The sequence below is a fragment of the Enterococcus sp. JNUCC 77 genome, assembly GCF_054819945.1.
The window spans coordinates 839266-858100 of sequence record NZ_JBTHIG010000001.1; the positions used below are offsets into that span (position 1 = coordinate 839266).

The window sequence follows — 18835 nt, forward strand, 5'->3', positions numbered from 1 at the left end:
AAAATGGAAAATCCACAAAAACAAAGTGCATTTGACAAGGTTGAAGGATTTATTCGAAAAACGTTGGTGCCAGTTGCTAATAAAGTAGATAACAATCCCTATTTAACAGCAATTAAAAAAGGGATGGTGGTAATGACACCAGTCTTATTATTGGGATCTATTGCAGCAATTTTCCCATCGATTCCTGAATTCATAAAAACGCAAGCGGTTGCAAATTGGTTTGAAACTTATGGCTATATTTTTAGTATTATTTCAAAAGTTTCGCTAGGTCTGGTTGGTTTGTATGCAGTGTTGGCAATATCTTATTTTTTAAGTGAAAACTATAAGCTTTATACAGTCGGCTCCATGATGCTTTCTGCTATTGCTTTTTTAATAGTAGCAATGGATGTTGATGAAAACGGGAATATTATTGCTAGTTATTTAGACTCAAAAGGATTATTTACCGCTATTTTTGTAGCTATTATTTCAGTTAAAATTTATCAATTCTTCACGAAACATAAACTGGTAATTAAGATGCCAGAAGGGGTACCGGATTTTGTCTCCAGCTCTTTTGAATTAATTACGCCAACTGCAACAATCGGGATTTTATTTATTGTCATTCGTGCAGTAACTGATAGCTTATCTGGTGGTGTTTTATTACCTCAAGTAATTATGGATGTTTTAGCACCAGCTATTGGTAGTTTAGATTCTCTTTGGATTATTTATATCGTCTTGGTTTTACGTTTAGTTTTTTGGTTTTTCGGAATTCATTCGGCGGTATTGTCACCAATTTTATCACCAATTGCTGTTCAATATTTATCTGAAAATATTGCTGCTCACGAAGCTGGACAACCGTTGACTCATGTTATTACAAATGGAACGTTATCTGCTTTTGCTAATTTTACCGGTTCAGGCGTAACAATGGGACTGGTTATTGCGATGTTAATTAGCCGATCGGCTCGATATAAAAAAGTTGGTGCGGTTGCTTTACTACCGTCTCTATTCGGAATTAATGAGCCCGTTTTATTCGGGGTACCGATTATTCTAAATCCAGTATTAATGATTCCATTTATTTTTGGAGGCGCCTTTGTGGGAATGTTACCAATGATTGCGATGAAATTAGGATTTTTAAACTTTCCAATTTTTGATCCACCATATGTGCCGATTTTTATGGAAGGATTTTTAACTGGTTTTGACTGGCGAGCAATTATTATTCAAGTGGTTCAAATTGCGTTGTCGTTTGGTTTGTATCTACCATTTTTCAAAGTTTTAGAAAAACAAGAATTGGACCGTGAAGCAGAGAATATTGCTAAATCAAATCAAATAATTAGTGATGAAGATGAACAATATTTAACGGATATTGATTTTTAAACAACCGGGACAGTTTAAAAGCTGTCCTTTTTCTTTTAAAGGAGTGAGTGCATGAATAGCAAGAAAATACAGTCCCTTTTAGCAGTTAATAACTTGGATGGTCTATTGGTAACAGATAAAGTTAACCGACGTTATTTATCAGGCTTTACTGGATCTAATGGTTTGTTGTTAATTACAGAAAAAGAAAGTCATTTGTTTGTAGATGGTCGGTATACTGAACAAGCGCAGCAGCAAACAAAAGATACAAAAATTTGTGAGATTCCCGTTGGTAGTTCATTAGAGGAATTATTAGCAAAGAAATTTAAACAGCAAACATTTGGTTTTGAGGCACAAACAATTAATTATCAAACTTTCAAACTTTTCCAAACAATTGCTGAGAAAAATATCGGTAAATTAGTACCTACTAATTTTTTAATTGAAAAGTTGAGGATGATCAAAACAGATGAAGAAATCTCTAAAATAAAAAAAGCAGCACAATTGGCAGATGAGACTTTAGCAGAAATCATTCCATTCATTCAAGCTGGTATGACTGAAATAGAATTAGCTAATGAAATTGATTACCGCAGTAAGAAAAAAGGGAGTGATGGTCCAGCTTTTGAAACAATTGTAGCCTCCGGTCAACGAACAGCACTGCCTCACGCACATGCCAGTCACAAAAAAATTTCTGTAAATGAGTTAATCATGATTGATTTTGGCACGATTAATCAAGGTTATTATTCAGATATCACTAGAACATTTGCTTTTGGTCAAGTGTCAGCTGAAATTGAAACGATCTATCAAAAAGTATTAGCTGTTCAAAAAACAGCTATCAAAGAAGTAGTGACAGGAAAGGCGTTTGGTGAACTGGATCAAGAAGCTCGAAACGGATTTGCGGAAGACAGAATAGCTGATTTTTTTAGTCATAATTTAGGTCATGGTTTAGGATTGTCGTGTCATGAATATCCGTCCTTGGCACCTCATGAAACGACTAAAATTGAGAAAAATATGACATTTACGATTGAACCGGGAATTTATTTACCACAGCAATTTGGAATCAGAATCGAAGATGATATTTTGGTGAATAAAGAAGGTACTGCAGAAATACTGACAAAATTTCCAAAAGAATGGATGATGATTGATGAAACTTGCTAATTTATTGATGAAATTGTCAAATTTAGATGCGTTACCAGGACAAGAAGAACAAGTTAGGCTTGCATTGAAAGAAGAAATTCAACTTTCAAGTCAGCAAGATGCCTTTGGGAATTTATATTTTGGCAACCTAACGGCTACTAGAAAAAAGATAGCCATATACGCTCATATGGATGAAGTTGGTTTTTTTGTGCATCGAATTACCGAAGAGGGATTTGTTTATTTTTATCCGATTGGTGGTTGGTGGGGTCATGTGATTTTAGGTCAAACTGTGCGAGCAACTTGTCGAAAAAATGGCTACACGCTGAAAGGTGTGGTGGGAACATTACCAAAAGAAAATCATGATATGAAATCTGTGGTACCAATAAATGAAATGTATATTGATTTTGGTGCTAGTTCGGCAGAAGAATTGATAGCAGCAGGTCTACAAATTGGAGATATGATACTACCAGATACAATAGCTAATTATACTTTTAATCAGCAAAAAATAATCGGTAAGGCATTGGATAATCGTGTAGCCTGTACGGTTATGTCAGAAGTTTTAAATCAATATCAAGGGCAAAATTGTGAGGTGATTGGGGTCGCAACTGTACAGGAAGAAGCCGGCACTCGTGGCTCAAAAGTTGCTGTAAAAAATGTCGATGCTGATCTTAATTTAGTGATTGATGTAGCTAATGGAAAAGACACACCAAAAGCCGCTCAATTTGCCAATCGAATCTTAGGGAACGGTCCGGGCTTAGTTTTAGCTGATCGTACAGCTTTAGGTAATTTAAAATTATTAGATTTTATAAAAGAGATTGCTGAAGAAAAAAATCTTAATTGGCAATATGATTTGTTGGCAGGTGGTGGAACTGATGCTGGTTCAGTCCAACTATTTAATGGCAAACCTACTTTAGTTCTTTGTATTCCTGTGAGATATTGTCATTCATGGCATTCGATAGTTGACTTAAAAGATATCCAAAGGACAATTGATTTGATTTTGGCGGTTTTAGAAGTTTTAGATAAAAGGAGTGATATATTTGAGCAATTTTAAACAGCAGCAGTCTCGCTATGGTACCTATTCGACTCAATGGGATTATGTGCAAGATCGTTTTGGTGAAAAAAATTTGCTGCCATTTTCTATTTCTGATACTGATTTTATGATTCCAGAAGGGACGACGGCAGTTTTAAATCAAGCAGTCAATCGAGGTTTTTTTGGCTATACACGCTGGAATCATTTTGATTTTAAAGAAAGTATAAGTGGTTGGTTTCTTCGACAATTCGATTGTAAAATTGATCCAGAATGGTGCGTGTATGCGCCTAGCATTATCTATAGTCTATCAGTTGCACTCCAAATGTTTAGTCAAGAAAATGATAAAGTCATGACATTGACTCCTTGTTATGATGCTTTTTTTAATTGTATCAAAGAAAATAAACGGGAATTGTTGGCATTTTCTTTAACCAATCAAAATGAGTTTTTTACAATTGATTTTAGGATGTTGGCAGAAGCAATCGAAAGAGAACGACCAGCAGTATTTCTTTTGTGTAATCCGCATAATCCAACAGGACGTGTTTTTAATCAAGAGGAATTGGCAAAAATAATTGAACTGTGTAATCGATTTAATGTTGCAATTATTAGTGATGAAATTCATATGGATGTTCGTCGACCTGGAAAAACTCATTTACCTATATTAGCTTTAAAAAATAATATAAAAACACCAGTTGTACTGTTATCTTCACCTTCTAAAACATTTAATACACCAGGTTTAGGAGGATCATATGCTATTTTTCCCGATGAACAATTAAGAGAACAATTTCTAGCAATTCTAAAAGGACGCGATGGTCTGTCTTCAATACCTTATTTGGCCCTATTAGCCTTGATGGATTGCTATAATAATCAAAAGGAATGGTTAACAAGGTTAAATCAAACAATTGATGCAAATTTTAACGCACTAAAAAAAGTTTTAGACTTAGACAAACGAATAAAGTTTTTAATCCCTGAAGCGACTTATTTAGGCTGGATTAATCTTGAAACTTTACCTTATTCAATGGATGATCTTCAAGAAGTATTGGTAAAAAAAGAAAAGGTCGCCATCATGCGTGGGGAAACCTATGGTCCAGAAGGAATGAATTATCTTCGTTTTAATCTAGGAGCACCACAGGACAAAATTATTGAGGGAGCTCAGCGTTTGATGAGAAGCATTGCTTATTTAGATATGATCAAAAAATAAACGAGTGAAGTGTAAGTATAAAGCTTACACTTTATTTTTTTGGTTAGAGATTTATAAGTAAGGAAGAAATTCCCTTTAAACTTTTGCTACAATAGTTTTAAAGAATGAAAAATTTGGAGGTTGTCATGAGTAAAATACTATTGTTAGAAGATGATCAAAGCTTAAGTAAAGGAATTCAGCTAAGCTTGAAAAAAGAAGGCTATGAAGTAATAATTTGCTCTACCATTGCAGCCGCTAAAAAGGTATTCTTTGAACAAAGTTTTAATCTATTGATTAGTGATATTACTTTACCTGACGGCAATGGCTTGGACTTTTGTCAAGAAGTTCGTCGACATTCAAATATTCTGATATTAATATTGACCTCACATAAAGAAGAATATGAAATTGTTTCTGGTTATGAACAAGGTGCAGATGATTACGTTACTAAACCTTTTAGTTTAATGGTTTTGATTTCAAAGATTAACGCTTTATTCAAGCGAGTTCAAAATAATCGTGGCAATATTTTACATTCAAACGATTTAACACTCAACCCAGCTGAAATGAAAGTGACTCTTGGTGATGAAGTGGTGGTTTTAAGTAAAACAGAATTGCAATTATTATTAATATTTTTGGAAAATCCTCAACAGATTTTGTCACAAGAACAATTGTTGGAAACTATTTGGGATACAAAAGAAGGTTACATAGATAGAAATACGATTCCTGTTAATATTAGCCGTTTGCGACAAAAAGTTGGAAAAGAAAATATAAAAACAATTCGAGGGGTGGGCTATTTATGGGTAAACGCAGTTCAAAGATCTTAATAATCAGTCTGCTAATATTGCTTTTTAGTGGTGGATTATTGTTTTGGAACTATCAGTCTTTTCAAACGGGATTTCGTGAAAACCAGGCTTATTTATTAGGAAAACTGATTGAAGAAAGTAGTTTGTCAGAAGAACAAGTAATTCGTATTGTTAATCAAGAAACTGATGAAGCACAAATAGAGACAGGTCAGTTATTATCAGAAAAATATGGTTTGCTAAACAAAGAAACAACTCAACAAAATTTGATTCAGAAATATACAATCAAAAATCTGCTAATTACTATTACAACAGTGTTTTTATTGATTGTTTTTTTTATTTTTCATCTTAAAAGGCTAAGAAAAGAACAGATTTTAGTGGATAATCAATTGACTGAACAAACAGAGGCTATTACGTTAACTCAATTGCAGCTTCAAAAAAAGTCTAAAGAAGATGACGATATTAAATCCAGCATAACTGAAATTGCTCATCAGTTAAAAACGCCAATTTCTTCTTTGAAATTAAGTATGGAGATTGCCCTTTCTGAAAATTATTCTGTAGATGAGCGGCAAGATTTTAAGAAGCAAGCTGAAATACAAATAAATAAGCTAGATTTGATGTTAGATGGTTTGGTTAAAATCTCTCAATTAGAGGCAGACTTAATTTCGTTAAGCCCTCAACAATATAGTTTGGAAAAGTTATTAGAAAAAGTTGTCAACGGTTTGATTATGTCGGCAATTGAAAAGAAGATTGAGATTGAAGTCATTCAAACTGAAGCTATCGATATTTTTGTTGATATCAAATGGACACGGGAGGCTCTAGGAAACATTTTAGAGAACGCTATAAAATACTCACCAACTGACTCAAAAATACGTATTCGCTGTTCTAGTTTAGTCAATTACGCCTTAATAGAAATAATTGATCAAGGTCCAGGGATTGCCAAAGAAGAGTTAAGTCTAATTTATCAACGTTTTTATCGCGGTCAGCAAACAGTTGAAACAGAAATTGAAGGTTCAGGGGTTGGCTTATTTTTAGCGCGGAAAATTATTGAAGAACAGCATGGTGCTCTCCTGGTGAAAAATCAAAATCCTCAAGGTTCAAATTTTCAAATAACCTTACCTTTAATTAAATAGTTTCTTACAGTTCTGTTATCTAGATTGAAAGCTGATTGAAAGCTTTCTTTTTTATACTTGTAGTAAGAGATAGGAAAGAGGGCGATTGAAATGATTTTGGAGATTAATGATTTGGTAAAACATTATGATGATGGTAGTACAATTGTTAAGGCTGTAGACCATATAGATTTGTTAGTGGAGAAAGGGGAATTTGTTACGATTGTCGGCAAATCAGGCTCTGGTAAAAGCACCTTGTTAAATTTAATTGGTGGTTTAGATCGACCAGATTCTGGAGCAGTTATAATAGACGATAAAAATATCTTCACTTTGAAAGACGAAAAGCTTGCTGAATTTCGCCGGAAAAAAATCGGCTTTATTTTTCAAAGCTATAATTTAATTCCATCTTTGAATGTTTGGGAAAATATTGTTTTACCGATTGGTTTAGATAGTCGAAAAGTGAAAGAACCTTTCATTGAAGACTTATTAAAGACGATTGGTTTAGCAGATCGAAAACGTGCATTACCCAGCGAATTATCTGGTGGTCAACAGCAACGGGTAGCAATTGCACGAGCTATCGCAGCTGAACCTTCAATAATTTTAGCAGATGAGCCAACCGGGAATCTTGATACCAAAACAGAACTAGAAGTCATGACATTATTGAAAAATTCAGTAGAAAATTTTGGTCAGACGTTAATTATGATTACCCATGATGAAATGATTGCACAAATGGCGGATCGGATTGTCCATATTGAAGATGGGCAGGTGATTTAAATGAAAACCGTACTAAATTTAGCCTGGGCGAATACGAAATATCATCGGGTTAAAAATATTTTATCAGGTTTAGCGATTGTATTTACGACAATTTTGGTTTATTTAATTATTAGTATTGGCATGGGAATGGTCAATACACAAAATTATGCAGTAAATAGTATTTATCCAACTTTTCATACGATGTATCGAAATGTTTCGGAGCCAGTGAAGGATCAATTAATTTTGAATCAATCTTTTGAAGCATATGGCTTAAGACAAGACATCGGCGAGATACCTATTGAGGATGGACGCATAGTAATAACGCATTTTGACAAGCAAGCCTTAAAACTGTCAAAAGGTACTATCAAAGAAGGAAAAGCGCCGCAAAAAGATAATGAGATCGCATTATCTAAAGGAGGGCTTTTGTCTCTAGGATTTGCCGATGCTAAATTGGGAGACACAATTCCTATAGCTTACCAACGTTATGAAAAAGAAGGTTTAAGTATCGCACAAACTAATGATTTTAAATTAGTAGGTATTTTACCAGAAGGAACGCAAACGAAGAAAAATAAAGTATTATCGATGCTGGTTTCAGAGAATTTTACTAAATCAGTTATTCCTGAAACAGAAAGGACATATAGAGTTTTAGTAAGATTTCGTACGAACGAAGCAAGTACAACTGATGAGATAGAAAATATTTCAAAAAAAATCGCAGAAGATTTTGATATTTCAGAAGCAGATACTGTCATGAATAGTGATTATCTTTTTGCCAATTATGTTGATCCTAGTTTTTTTAAAGGAATGATTTTTATTGTTGCAATCATTCTGATAGTGGGAGCTTTAACGATTTATAGTATCTATTACGTTTCAATGATTAATAAAGTCCAAGAATACGGGAAACTCAGAGCATTAGGCGCAAACAAAAAGCAAATTAGAATAGTTGTATTGGTTGAAAATTTATTGGTGGCCCTTATTGCGATTCCAATTGGTTTAATCATTAGTATCTTTTCTGCGAAATTTTTCTTCCAACAAATTATGTCTACTTATACTGAAAATGAAATGATGATCGTTATACAGAAAATTATTGCGGAAGGTAAGGTTAGTTTATTTATTCCGTGGATTGCAATATTGGCAATAGTGGTTACATTGTTAACAGTGGTTATCTCATCTTTGAAACCTATGCGATTCGCTAGTAAAATCATGCCTGTTGAAGCGATGAATTATGCAGGAAAGAAATCGAAAAAACGTAAACATCAAAAAAGTTTTACAAATTTAAACTTGCGAAAGCTGGCTGAAACCAATCTTTTCCGTAATAAAAAAAGAACATTCACAACGATTATTTCATTGAGTTTGATTGGGATTTTATTTATTATCGTGGCAACTATTTTTACCTGTATGAACCCAGCTCAGATTGCCAGAGATGCTATTGCTGAAGACTTTAGGATAGAAACAGATGCTGTTTCAGGAGATAAAATGAATCCTCAGCAAGAATGGACGGTAATTCAACAAAATAATCCATTGTCTGAAGATACTCTACAAGAAATTGAACAACTTTCTGGTGTTCAAAAAATCTATCCTCAGCGAATGATGAGTTTTGAGGCACCCGCAATAATGAGTATATACGGTGATGGTGCATTAACAGGATTTCTTAAAGGCTTTGACGAAGAACAATTTAAGACAATAAAGAGTTACGTGAAGAAAGAGGATGTTAGTTTTGCGGACTTATTAACTGGCAATAAAGTGATTGCGACAGAAGTTTTAGTGAAACATTATCCGGAGATCAAAGTAGGAAGTAAAATAAAAGTAGAATTATTTGCTGGAGATCAGTCCCACATTCAAGAACTAACGGTTGCAGCTATCGCTGATGTTCCCGAAGGAATTGTAGGTAGAGGAACTCTATTGACAAGTAATCAATTCATAAAAGAACAGTCACCCCACAATACGACATATTCGATTGATGTCCAAGTCCAACCTCAAAAAATGACTGCTATCAAAGAAAAACTAACTAATATTATCAATAGATATGATTATTTGACAATGGATTCATTTACAGAAATTGAAAAAGAATGGGAATCAATCACTGTTTTAATGAGTGGTGCAGTTTATGGAATCATGATAATTCTTGGCATTGTCGGTGTGATGAATTTAATCAATACAACTATAGATAGTATTTTGTCACGCAAAAAACAGTTAGGTGTCATGCAAGCGATTGGTATGTCGAATCGTCAAATGCGTCGTATGTTACAGGGAGAAGGACTATTTTATGCAGTAGGTATTATTGCATTGTCGGTATTTTTTGGTAGCATACTTGGCTATGGCGCTTATATTTATGCTGTAACAAATCGGGTATTACAAATAAAAACCTATGCCTATCCAACGATACAAGTCGTTTTATTAATTTTAATTGTAATTATCGTTCAATTGATTTTAACGTTTGCAACTACTAAAATGGTAACAAAAGAAACAATAATATCTCGAATTCATTATTCTGAATAATGAAAAAAACCTTTAAGTCGACAACCATTGAGTGGTTTCGCTTAAAGGTTTTAATATTTTAGGATCAATTTTGCATTAAAAAAGCCATTTTCATTCTTTAGTAAAAATTGGCAATCATGGTAAGAATGGATAATTTTCTTTAAATTCCATAAGCCTAGGCCAGAATGATTGTTCTTTGTGCTATTTCCCTTTTTTAGAATAGCTGCTATATCGACAGGATTACTAGAAGGGTTAGCCACATTAATGATTAATTTGTCACGATCATTAGTAAAACTGACTGAGATTTTTTTATTCTTTTCATTTTGAACTGCTTCGATTGCATTGTTCATTAAGATAGAGAATACCCTTAAAAAATCAACTAATGATACTGTTGGAATTGTTGAAATTGGATCAATTTTCAAAGTCAATTCAATATCTTCTTGTTCACAAACACGAATGAATTCAGTGACTAATCCTCTCAAAGCAGTATTTTGAATAACTGAAATTTGATCATAATGATAATTTTTCAGATATCCTTTTGTACTACCCACGATCTGTTCCAGAAATTCCTGAGCACCAATGATATCCTCATTAGACAAGTATTCTTCCATGGCTAACATGATATTTCGAAAATCATGGCGGTATTCTCTAATTAGCTGAAAATTCTCTCTTTCATCTTCCAAAGATAGTGTCAGATTTTCTACATATTTTCTCTGTTGATAGTTTTTATTGATTAAAGTCAGTAAAGAAATCAGTAAAGTTGAGATTACGAACATTAAACATAGTACTAAAAGGAGTGTGACCACGACTCCACGCATAGAAATGTAGACATGTAAAAACATTAGAATTAGGAATAGTAGGAAAATACCTAAGCCTAGACGTGTATATTTTTGGGATGTATCATTTAAAGATTGCCAAATGGCATATTTTTTATCTAATTTACTAAACCCGAATGAGCAGAGCAATAACAATAAAAATTGAAGAACACTAACAATTAAGTGGTTGTAATGGAACGGTTGACCTAACAAATTCATAATTTCTCTAGGGAAATGATAGGTAACTACCCAAACTAACATAATTAAGCTGTCAGCAAAAATTAGAAATACAGCAGGCAAAAGCCAATTTTTAGTATGGTTATACATCATAAAGTATTGGATAAAGAAGTAAGCTAGAATATTAATGTATAGGAAACTATCACTAGTATAGACTGAAAGGAGAGCGGTTGACGCAGTAATAACAGATAAAATTAAAGCCTGTCTTTTTGAAAGTAACTTCTTGTAAAAAAAACTCCAGATCAATGCCAAGTAATTAATTGCATAGGCAGTGACCATAAAGCTAAAGCTCATTTAACTCAAGGCCCTTCAAAAATAATTTCATTTTACGTGCCCCAACTTTACCAATCTCCAAACTCGTACCATCAGTAAACTGAACGGTTCCTTCTAAAGTACTAATATTTTTCACCAATGCTAAATTAATGATAAAAGATTTTAATTCCTTACATATATAAGGACTCTTCATCGACTTCTTCAGATCAGATAGTTTCCCACGTACCATACACTCACCATCTTTATGCTTAATCAGTACCGTTTTTTTAAACCCAGGGACGGTGGCCGCATAAAAAATATTACTTTCTAAAATCAAAATATCAGTTTCAAAATTATCTAATACTAAGATCTGTTCTTCTTTTTGTTTCTCTATAACTTTCAAATTGGCTTTTTTTAAAAGCGTCTCTATCGCAACAGTCAGTTCATCAGCAGACTGATCTTTTAGTAGATAACCAAGGGGGAAGATTTGTCGATTTAAAATTTCAATTCCCTTTGAGTCAAAGGCACTCAAAAAAACAATAAACGCTGATTTATTTTGCTGTCTAATTTTTTCAGCAAGATCAATTCCTGAAAAATAAGTTTTTAGGTCAATATCTAAGATAAAGAAATCATCGTCAAAAATTTCGAGCTCAGATATTTTTTGATAAAATTCCTGTTCATTCGTAATTTCATTTAAAGAAAGATTTGTGAACGCTAATGCAGAAATTACGTCCTTTATTTTTTTTCTAATAATAAATTGATCGTCGATCATAAAAATACGCATCAGCTAATCCCTCCTCTTTTCTAAAACGATAGTATCACATTACTCAAAAAATAATAGATAAAAGACTCAAGATGTTGAGAAAACGGTTTCAAAGGGATTTACAAGAAAAGCTAATGTAGTAACATTTGTACAGTGAAATAAATAAAAATCTTTTATTCTGTCAAAAATTTCTTAAATTTTAAAATAACTAAAGTACTAAAATAATTTTTTGTGAAAGAAGTGTGGATTATGAATACAGTTTTAATATTAACGCAAAATCTTTTGGCCGAAAATGATTTGCGACAAAAATTAGAATTATTAGGTTACGAAGTTTTATGCTCGAACTCTTTAGTAAATTTAATACTTAATGATCGAACACGGGCATTCAACAATTTGTCTGTTTTTGAAATTATTATTTTTAGTGAGACCTTATCTGATGATACGACGGAGCAATTATTTAGAAAAATAGCTAAAAATGGTATCAGAACTTATCGAGTAGATGAGGGGTCTTTAATAGAAGATTTTGAAGAGATGGGTCTTTCTGGTTGGTTAACACCAAATATGTCGTTAAAAGAAATTAGAGAAGTATTGATAAAAACTGGACTAACAACTGAAAATGACCGATTAAAAATGTCCGCTGGGCTACAAGGTGAAGAGACTGAACAGCAATCATTACAAAATTTCCTGAATGACTTATCGAAAAATGAGCGGCGTGCCTTTAATGAATTGTATCAAGCGAATGGGGAAATTGTTGGCCGAAATGAATTGGCTAGTTGTCTTTGGTCAGGAGAAACTACCCAATCAAACTTAGCCCAGTTGTCACAAATCATTCGAAAATTACGACAAAAGATGGAAAATGAGAATATTGATGGTAATTATATTATTACTAATTGGAGAAAAGGTTACTATCTTTCAAAACATTTTTGTGAACAAATTGCAGCTTATGAAAATCAACAATTATTAAATCATATATCAGTCTAAGTAATTACTAAATACAAAAAAGGACATTGAAGAAAAATAATTCTCCAATGTCCTTTTTTGTCAACTAAATGCCCAAGCATTTGAAGTTTGGTTTAAGATGTCAATTAGGTTATAAGTTTGATTGTAATGCTTTTTTCGTGGTGAGTCATTTGGATCGAATACCCGGATTTGATCAGTATTTAGATCTTTCATGATAACCATAATATGACCAACATCGGTAAATTCTCCTGGATTAACTGAAAGAACAACTGGTATATTTCGATTTAAAGCATTTTGAATAGCGCTGCCATCCACTCCTAAATTTTGATAATTCAAACCATTATTCGCCGCAAAAGCGGAAAAGATTGACCATGCTGTCCCAGAACCTTCAGTATAATATGTATTGCCGCTCCAGTTTAAAATTTCTTGAGGACTCACGTTACGACTTTGGTAAAAGGAAGCAACCATCGCAAGACTAGCTATGGCACATCCATTGGTAGCTAAATCGTTAGTCGTCGAACCACTGCCGTAAGGAGTGTTGGCCCAAGTAGGATCAGTCTGTAAAATTAATGGCATTTTTTGTCCGTCTGTTTGTAATTTTTGATTGGCTTCACTGACAAAAGCAGCATCGACGGGTTGGCTACTTTCAATAAAATAGCGGTAACCGAAATAGCCGCCACCTAATAGTAGTAATAAAAATAAAAATTTCGGAAATCGACTTTTTCGTCGCATAAAAACACCTCCGTTGTCTTCATTAAACAATAAAGATCCGGAGGTGTCATCTGTCTAAAGACCTATTCCAACTCTTCTAAAGATAAACTTAATTCTTCCCATTCAGCTTCTTGATTTTCTTGTTCAGCTTTAACAGCTTCCAATTGATTTGTCAGCTCTAAAAGTCGCACATGATCATTTAGCGCATCAGGTTTGGTCATGGCTGTTTCTAATTGTCCAATCGTTTCATCAAGTTTTGCTAAATTTTCTTCAATTGCGGTAATCTTTCTAGATAGCGAGCGCTGCAGCTTTTGTTGTTCTTTATCTTGATAGAATTTATTCTTAGGTGCTTCGGTAACGGTAGTTTTTTCCGCTAACATTTCTGCGATTTCTTCTTCTTCTTTTTTCTTTTCTAAGTAATAATCGTAATCACCTAAGTATAATTTACTACCTTCAGGACGCAATTCAATGACTTTATTAGCAATTCGATTAATAAAGTAACGGTCATGGGAAACAAATAGCAATGTTCCTTCGTAATCAATTAAAGCATTTTCTAGAACTTCTTTATTGTCAATGTCTAGATGGTTAGTAGGTTCATCTAAAATTAAGAAATTTTCTTTGTTCATAGATAATTTTGCTAAAGCGACACGAGCTTTTTCACCACCACTTAATAAAGGAATGGTTTTTTCGACATCTTCACCACTAAACAAAAAGCCACCTAAAACTGTGCGGATATCTTTTTCTGGAGTGGTAGGATGTTCATCCCATAATTCAGCTAAAATGGTTTTGTTGCCGTGTAGTTCGGCCTGTGCTTGATCATAATAACCAATTGAAACATTTGTCCCAATATGAGCTTCTCCTTTTATAAAAGGAATTTGACCAATAATTGATTTAAGTAATGTAGATTTTCCAATTCCGTTAGGTCCAACTAATGCAACAGCGTCTTGACGGCGAATATCTAAATTAATAGGATCAGCTAAAATTTCATCATATCCAACAGCCGCATCTTCAACTTGACATACCACATTACCAGAAGTCTTGTTAATATCAAACATAAATGTTGCTGATTTTTCTTTGCCATCTGGTCGATCTAAACGATCCATTTTCTCTAGTGTTTTCCGGCGACTTTGGGCACGTTTCGTAGTGGAAGCACGGACTAAGTTTCGAGCAACAAAATCTTCCAGCTTACCAATTTCTGTTTGTTGCTTTTCATAGGCTTTCCAGTCACTTTGCAATTGAGCGGCCTTCAGATCTAAATAGCGGGAGTAATTTCCCGTGTAATGAGTCATTTTGTGGCGGGCAATTTCATATATTTGATTCACCACATGATCTAAAAAGTAGCGGTCATGGGAAACAATCAGTAATGCGCCAGGATAGCCTTGTAAATAATCTTCTAACCAAGCCAAAGTTTCAATATCGAGGTGGTTAGTAGGTTCATCTAAGATTAAAATATCTGGTTTGACCAATAACATACGAGCCAAAGCCAGTCTGGTTTTCTGACCACCAGACAAGGTATCAATCGGCTGCTGATAAAAAGATTCATCAAAATTAAAACCATGTAGGACACTTCTGATTTCATTTTCATAGCCATAACCATTTTGGTCATTGAAATCGTGTTGTAGTTGGTCGTATTCTTTCATCAGACTAGGATAATTTGAATCATTTTCAGCAGTAGTGCTGATTAGTACTTCTAATTCTCGCATGCGCCTTTCCATTTGACGTACTTTTTCAAAAGCTTTTAGCATTTCATTCCAAACATTTTCATTGGAGGTTAAGCCAGTGTCTTGTGCTAAATAGCCTAAAGTTGCTTGTTTATTTTTAATAATTTGTCCAGCGTCGGGTGCTTCGATACCAGCAATAATTTTTAGTAAAGTTGATTTTCCTGCGCCATTCCGCCCAACAAGACCGATGCGCGCTTTGCTGGCAACTTCGAGATGGAGATTTTCAAATAATGTTTCGGCGCCAAAATAGCGGGCGACCTGATTTGCCTGTAATAAAATCATATTTTTTCCTCTTTTATCTGTTTTAGCTAGATTTAGTCTATCATATTTCTTTTTTATTTTTTAGAAAAAGGTGGAATAATTGTACTAGCTTTCTTAAAGCAACGTGAATATTTCACAATTAGTGAGCATAGCCATTGCTTTTTTAGTATAAAAATTGCTATTATAGGTTTGTAGTAAAGCAAATTGCAATTTTTATTATAAGGAGAGTTATTGTGAAAGAAAATTCAATTCCAAAAGCAACAGTTAAACGTTTGCCGTTATATTATCGGTATTTACGGATTTTAAATAGCGCTGGCAAGACAAAAGTATCCTCAACAGAATTAAGTGAAGCGATTCAAGTAGACAGCGCGACAATTCGCCGTGATTTTTCTTACTTTGGTGAACTGGGTAAAAGAGGTTACGGTTATGATGTAGAAGATTTGATGAATTTCTTCGGTAAAATTTTAAACGATGACCAATTAACCAACGTTGCATTGGTTGGGGTGGGGAATCTAGGTAGTGCCCTATTAAAATTTAAATTTCATCAAAGCAATAGTATTCGTGTAAGTTGCGCCTTTGATGTAAAAGAAGATATTGTTGGTCGGATTGTAGATGGTATTCCCGTTTATCCATTAGATAGCATGAAAGAGCAAATTAAATTACAACAAATTGAAATTGCAATTCTAACAATTCCAGCTGAACAAGGACAAGCAGTAGTCGATCAATTAGTTGAAGCAGGGATCAAAGGAATCTTGAACTTTACTTCAGCTCGCTTATCCGCGCCAGATAATATTATTATTCAAAGCGTTGATTTAACAAATGAATTACAAACCTTGATTTATTTCTTACACCATGGAAATGATGAAAAGTAAATTTTAAAAGCCCGAGGCAATTTTCAACAATTGCTTCGAGCTTTTTTAATTAAATAAATCATTGTAGTCAACATCTGCGGATTCTTTTGGTAGTTGCTGTAAAATATGTTCAATGTCTTTCATTTGTAAAAAACGCGCTTGACGTAAAACTTCACGACCATTATGAAAAATTAAAATTGCCGGAACTGTCAACACTTCAAAGTAACCGGCTAAGTCTGGTTCTGTCATGATATCTAAATGAAAATAAGGCATCTGGTATTTCTCTGTTAGCGCTCGTACCCGAGGCTCGTCAACATGACAGATACTTCAATTTGGTGAAGAGATAAAAACAACGGTATTATTCTTATCAGCAATATTTTGTTGAGTATTTTTTAAAGTGTCCATAAAAAATTAGCTCCCATCTTATACTGTTGAAGGTAGAAGATTATGATCTTTTTGTCAAACATCTTTTCTTGCTTGTAGAAAAAAATAAAAAGCGTTATACTTTTTATGGTAATGCGGGTGTAGTTTAGTGGTAAAACAGAAGCTTCCCAAGCTTCCGTCGCGAGTTCGATTCTCGTCACCCGCTTAAAAAAAGCACGAAACCTATCAAGTAAGGTTTCGTGCTTTTTAGTAATTTTTTTAACAAAAGTAATTATTATTGAATCAGATACTCAAGCATCACATCAGTGTCTTCTGGCATAACATTTCCTGCATAATTTGGTGTGATTAATGAAATACTGCCGGAGTCATTGTATTGAAGATAGAGATCACCGACAAGGTCTTGTTGTTCTTCTCCAGAAACGATAGTCCCAAGTTTAATAGTGGTATTTACTGAATTTGTTTTTATGCTATGATCTTTGGCAGAAAAAATTCGGACATCTTTGGTTGCTACTTGTTGTAAAGTAGCATTGTAGACAATCGAATTTTGTTGACCATTGTAATCAGTGTATTTGAATGTCACTTGACCATTTGCTGAACTGGAAGGATTTGTAAAGGTTGTTGAGATATTATTCGGGACGTTTACGCCACTAATATAAAAATTCTTTGTACCACTGATTTCATTGTTAGCCACTGCAAATGGATAAGTTGGACGACTTTCAGCATACCATGCAACATTTTCATCTTTCCAGCCGGCACGTTTTAAATTATCTCTTTCGCCAGTATCCAAAGTATAATGATGAGCTCCCGCCACGGCGTTAGGATTATAGAGACGGTAAAGTGGCAAATCATTTTGTTCAGCTGAGAGCCACGAGATATTTTCGTATTGCCAACCAACACTTATTAAATGATCTCTTTCACCTGTGTCCATCGTGTAGTGGTGATCGCCAGCATTAGCATTGTATAAACGATAAACTGGTGAACCACTATTTGGAGCTATCCACCCTATACCTTCATAATGCCAGCCAACCTTCCGTAAATTGTCACTTTCTCCTTTGTTTTCAGTGTAAAAATGTTCTGAACTATTGGCGTTGTAAAGACGATACATCTCCGCCGCTGACGCATCTTCACTATTGACTACGAACCCCCAAAATCCTACAGCAGTTCCCAAAGATAAAGCTATTAAACCTTTTCTCATGATAGTTCCTCCTTTTTTATAAAACGCTTTCAATTATATTTTATCGAATCTTGAAACAAAGTACAAATATTTTGAAAATAATTATAATAAAACTCCTTTTTTAATTCTATTGAAACTCAGTACGCCCAAACCAATCTTACAGAAATGAAACATTGATTACACAAATACTGGTGTAGAATAAACTCATGAAATGAGGTGAATCTAATGGCTGATAAAGATCAATCTGTTTTTTTAAAGTTAATCTTAAAAATATTTTTCTTTTTTTTATTTATTCAAATTTTAGGAGTGCCACAATTTGAAGCTTTTGCTCCTTATTTTCCCAATTTTATGCAGCAATATGAACTGCCTTTATTAGTTGGGGAGGTGACGTTAAGTGTCTTTTTGTTACATTTCCTGTATAGTCGTTATCGGAATCAGCTGAGAATTGCTAACCCAAATCATTTTGGAAAAGAAAAACTAGCTGGAAATAAGATTTTGTTTACGGTAGGTATGTTTGTTGTCATGAACATAGTTGCTATTGTTTTTAGTAGTTTCTTGTCTTTAGATACACCAGATAATCAAGAAGCAATTAATCAAGCAACCGCTTTAGTGCCTATGCTGGCAGTTTTCAATACGGTCGTTTTTGGCCCTTTAGCAGAAGAAATAATTTTTCGAGGTATTTTTTTCAATTATTTTTTTAATCAAAATCGACGTAATTCACACATATTAGCAATTATTGTTTCTGGAACTGTTTTTGGTTTGATGCATGAAGCTTCTTTTTCACTGGCTTTTTTATATTATGCAAGTTTAGGTTGGATTCTAGCAGGAACTTATTTATATACGAAAGATTTACGCTACAGTATGGCAATTCATCTCTTATTTAATTTATTAGGTTCGTTATAAGA

Annotated in this window: 16 protein-coding genes, 1 tRNA gene and 1 pseudogene; 12 read left to right on the forward strand and 6 right to left on the reverse strand. The window is 33.8% G+C overall.

Annotation, left to right across the window (positions count from 1 at the left end):
• The first annotated feature begins 3 nt into the window (after nt 1-3).
• The 8 genes from ACVWNY_RS04295 (at nt 4) to ACVWNY_RS04330 (ending at nt 9822) form a co-directional block, all read left to right on the forward strand.
• On the forward strand, nt 4-1350 hold the full coding sequence (locus tag ACVWNY_RS04295) for a PTS sugar transporter subunit IIC (protein ID WP_438720364.1): 1347 nt from the start codon (nt 4-6) through the stop codon (nt 1348-1350).
• Between the two features lie 51 nt (nt 1351-1401).
• On the forward strand, nt 1402-2481 hold the full coding sequence (locus ACVWNY_RS04300) for a M24 family metallopeptidase (RefSeq protein ID WP_218324549.1): 1080 nt from the start codon (nt 1402-1404) through the stop codon (nt 2479-2481).
• On the forward strand, nt 2468-3511 hold the full coding sequence (locus ACVWNY_RS04305; RefSeq protein WP_218324550.1) for a M42 family metallopeptidase: 1044 nt from the start codon (nt 2468-2470) through the stop codon (nt 3509-3511). Before ACVWNY_RS04300 ends, ACVWNY_RS04305 begins: the two co-directional genes overlap by 14 nt.
• Nucleotides 3498-4688, forward strand: coding sequence for a MalY/PatB family protein (locus ACVWNY_RS04310; protein WP_218324551.1), 1191 nt, complete (start codon nt 3498-3500; stop codon nt 4686-4688). Before ACVWNY_RS04305 ends, ACVWNY_RS04310 begins: the two co-directional genes overlap by 14 nt.
• 125 nt (nt 4689-4813) lie before the next feature.
• Nucleotides 4814-5488, forward strand: coding sequence for a response regulator transcription factor (locus tag ACVWNY_RS04315; RefSeq protein ID WP_218324552.1), 675 nt, complete (start codon nt 4814-4816; stop codon nt 5486-5488).
• On the forward strand, nt 5461-6597 hold the full coding sequence (locus ACVWNY_RS04320; protein ID WP_218324553.1) for a sensor histidine kinase: 1137 nt from the start codon (nt 5461-5463) through the stop codon (nt 6595-6597). The genes ACVWNY_RS04315 and ACVWNY_RS04320 overlap by 28 nt, the downstream gene beginning before the upstream one ends.
• A gap of 90 nt (nt 6598-6687) precedes the next feature.
• Nucleotides 6688-7347, forward strand: coding sequence for an ABC transporter ATP-binding protein (locus tag ACVWNY_RS04325; protein WP_218324554.1), 660 nt, complete (start codon nt 6688-6690; stop codon nt 7345-7347).
• On the forward strand, nt 7348-9822 hold the full coding sequence (locus ACVWNY_RS04330; protein ID WP_218324555.1) for an ABC transporter permease: 2475 nt from the start codon (nt 7348-7350) through the stop codon (nt 9820-9822).
• A 50-nt stretch (nt 9823-9872) separates the two neighbouring features.
• Here the strand turns inward: ACVWNY_RS04330 and ACVWNY_RS04335 are convergent, their stop codons facing one another.
• Complete coding sequence (locus ACVWNY_RS04335; RefSeq protein ID WP_454071768.1) at nt 9873-11132, reverse strand: sensor histidine kinase; 1260 nt, start codon at nt 11130-11132, stop codon at nt 9873-9875.
• 4 nt (nt 11133-11136) lie between these two features.
• The gene (locus ACVWNY_RS04340) at nt 11137-11889 is read right to left on the reverse strand and encodes a response regulator transcription factor (protein WP_218324557.1); all 753 of its coding nucleotides are present in this window, start codon (nt 11887-11889) and stop codon (nt 11137-11139) included.
• A 228-nt stretch (nt 11890-12117) separates the two neighbouring features.
• On the opposite strand from ACVWNY_RS04340, the gene ACVWNY_RS04345 reads away from it, so the two are divergent.
• Nucleotides 12118-12849: a winged helix-turn-helix domain-containing protein gene (locus ACVWNY_RS04345; protein ID WP_454071769.1), complete on the forward strand. Its 732-nt coding sequence runs from the start codon at nt 12118-12120 to the stop codon at nt 12847-12849.
• 60 nt (nt 12850-12909) lie between these two features.
• Here ACVWNY_RS04345 and ACVWNY_RS04350 read toward each other — a convergent pair whose 3' ends face one another.
• Together ACVWNY_RS04350 and ACVWNY_RS04355 are read right to left on the reverse strand one after the other, a co-directional pair.
• Entirely contained in the window at nt 12910-13560 is a 651-nt protein-coding gene (locus ACVWNY_RS04350; RefSeq protein WP_218324559.1) for a C39 family peptidase, read from the reverse strand.
• 62 nt (nt 13561-13622) lie between these two features.
• Nucleotides 13623-15542 carry an ABC-F family ATP-binding cassette domain-containing protein gene (locus tag ACVWNY_RS04355; protein ID WP_218324560.1) on the reverse strand — a complete coding sequence of 640 codons (1920 nt, stop codon included), beginning with the start codon at nt 15540-15542 and terminating at the stop codon, nt 13623-13625.
• 212 nt (nt 15543-15754) lie between these two features.
• On the opposite strand from ACVWNY_RS04355, the gene ACVWNY_RS04360 reads away from it, so the two are divergent.
• Complete coding sequence (locus ACVWNY_RS04360) at nt 15755-16393, forward strand: redox-sensing transcriptional repressor Rex (RefSeq protein ID WP_218324561.1); 639 nt, start codon at nt 15755-15757, stop codon at nt 16391-16393.
• Nucleotides 16394-16438: 45 nt separating this feature from the next.
• Here ACVWNY_RS04360 and ACVWNY_RS04365 read toward each other — a convergent pair whose 3' ends face one another.
• Complete coding sequence (locus ACVWNY_RS04365; protein WP_246601349.1) at nt 16439-16645, reverse strand: thioredoxin family protein; 207 nt, start codon at nt 16643-16645, stop codon at nt 16439-16441.
• Nucleotides 16646-16890: 245 nt separating this feature from the next.
• Here ACVWNY_RS04365 and ACVWNY_RS04370 point away from each other — a divergent pair.
• Nucleotides 16891-16961: transfer RNA gene (locus ACVWNY_RS04370), tRNA-Gly, on the forward strand.
• Between the two features lie 513 nt (nt 16962-17474).
• On the opposite strand, the pseudogene ACVWNY_RS04375 reads toward ACVWNY_RS04370, so the two are convergent.
• Nucleotides 17475-17861 (reverse strand): annotated as a pseudogene (locus tag ACVWNY_RS04375) (C39 family peptidase); the annotation flags it as partial.
• Nucleotides 17862-18155: 294 nt separating this feature from the next.
• Here ACVWNY_RS04375 and ACVWNY_RS04380 point away from each other — a divergent pair.
• Complete coding sequence (locus tag ACVWNY_RS04380; RefSeq protein WP_218324563.1) at nt 18156-18833, forward strand: CPBP family intramembrane glutamic endopeptidase; 678 nt, start codon at nt 18156-18158, stop codon at nt 18831-18833.
• Nucleotides 18834-18835 lie beyond the last annotated feature (2 nt).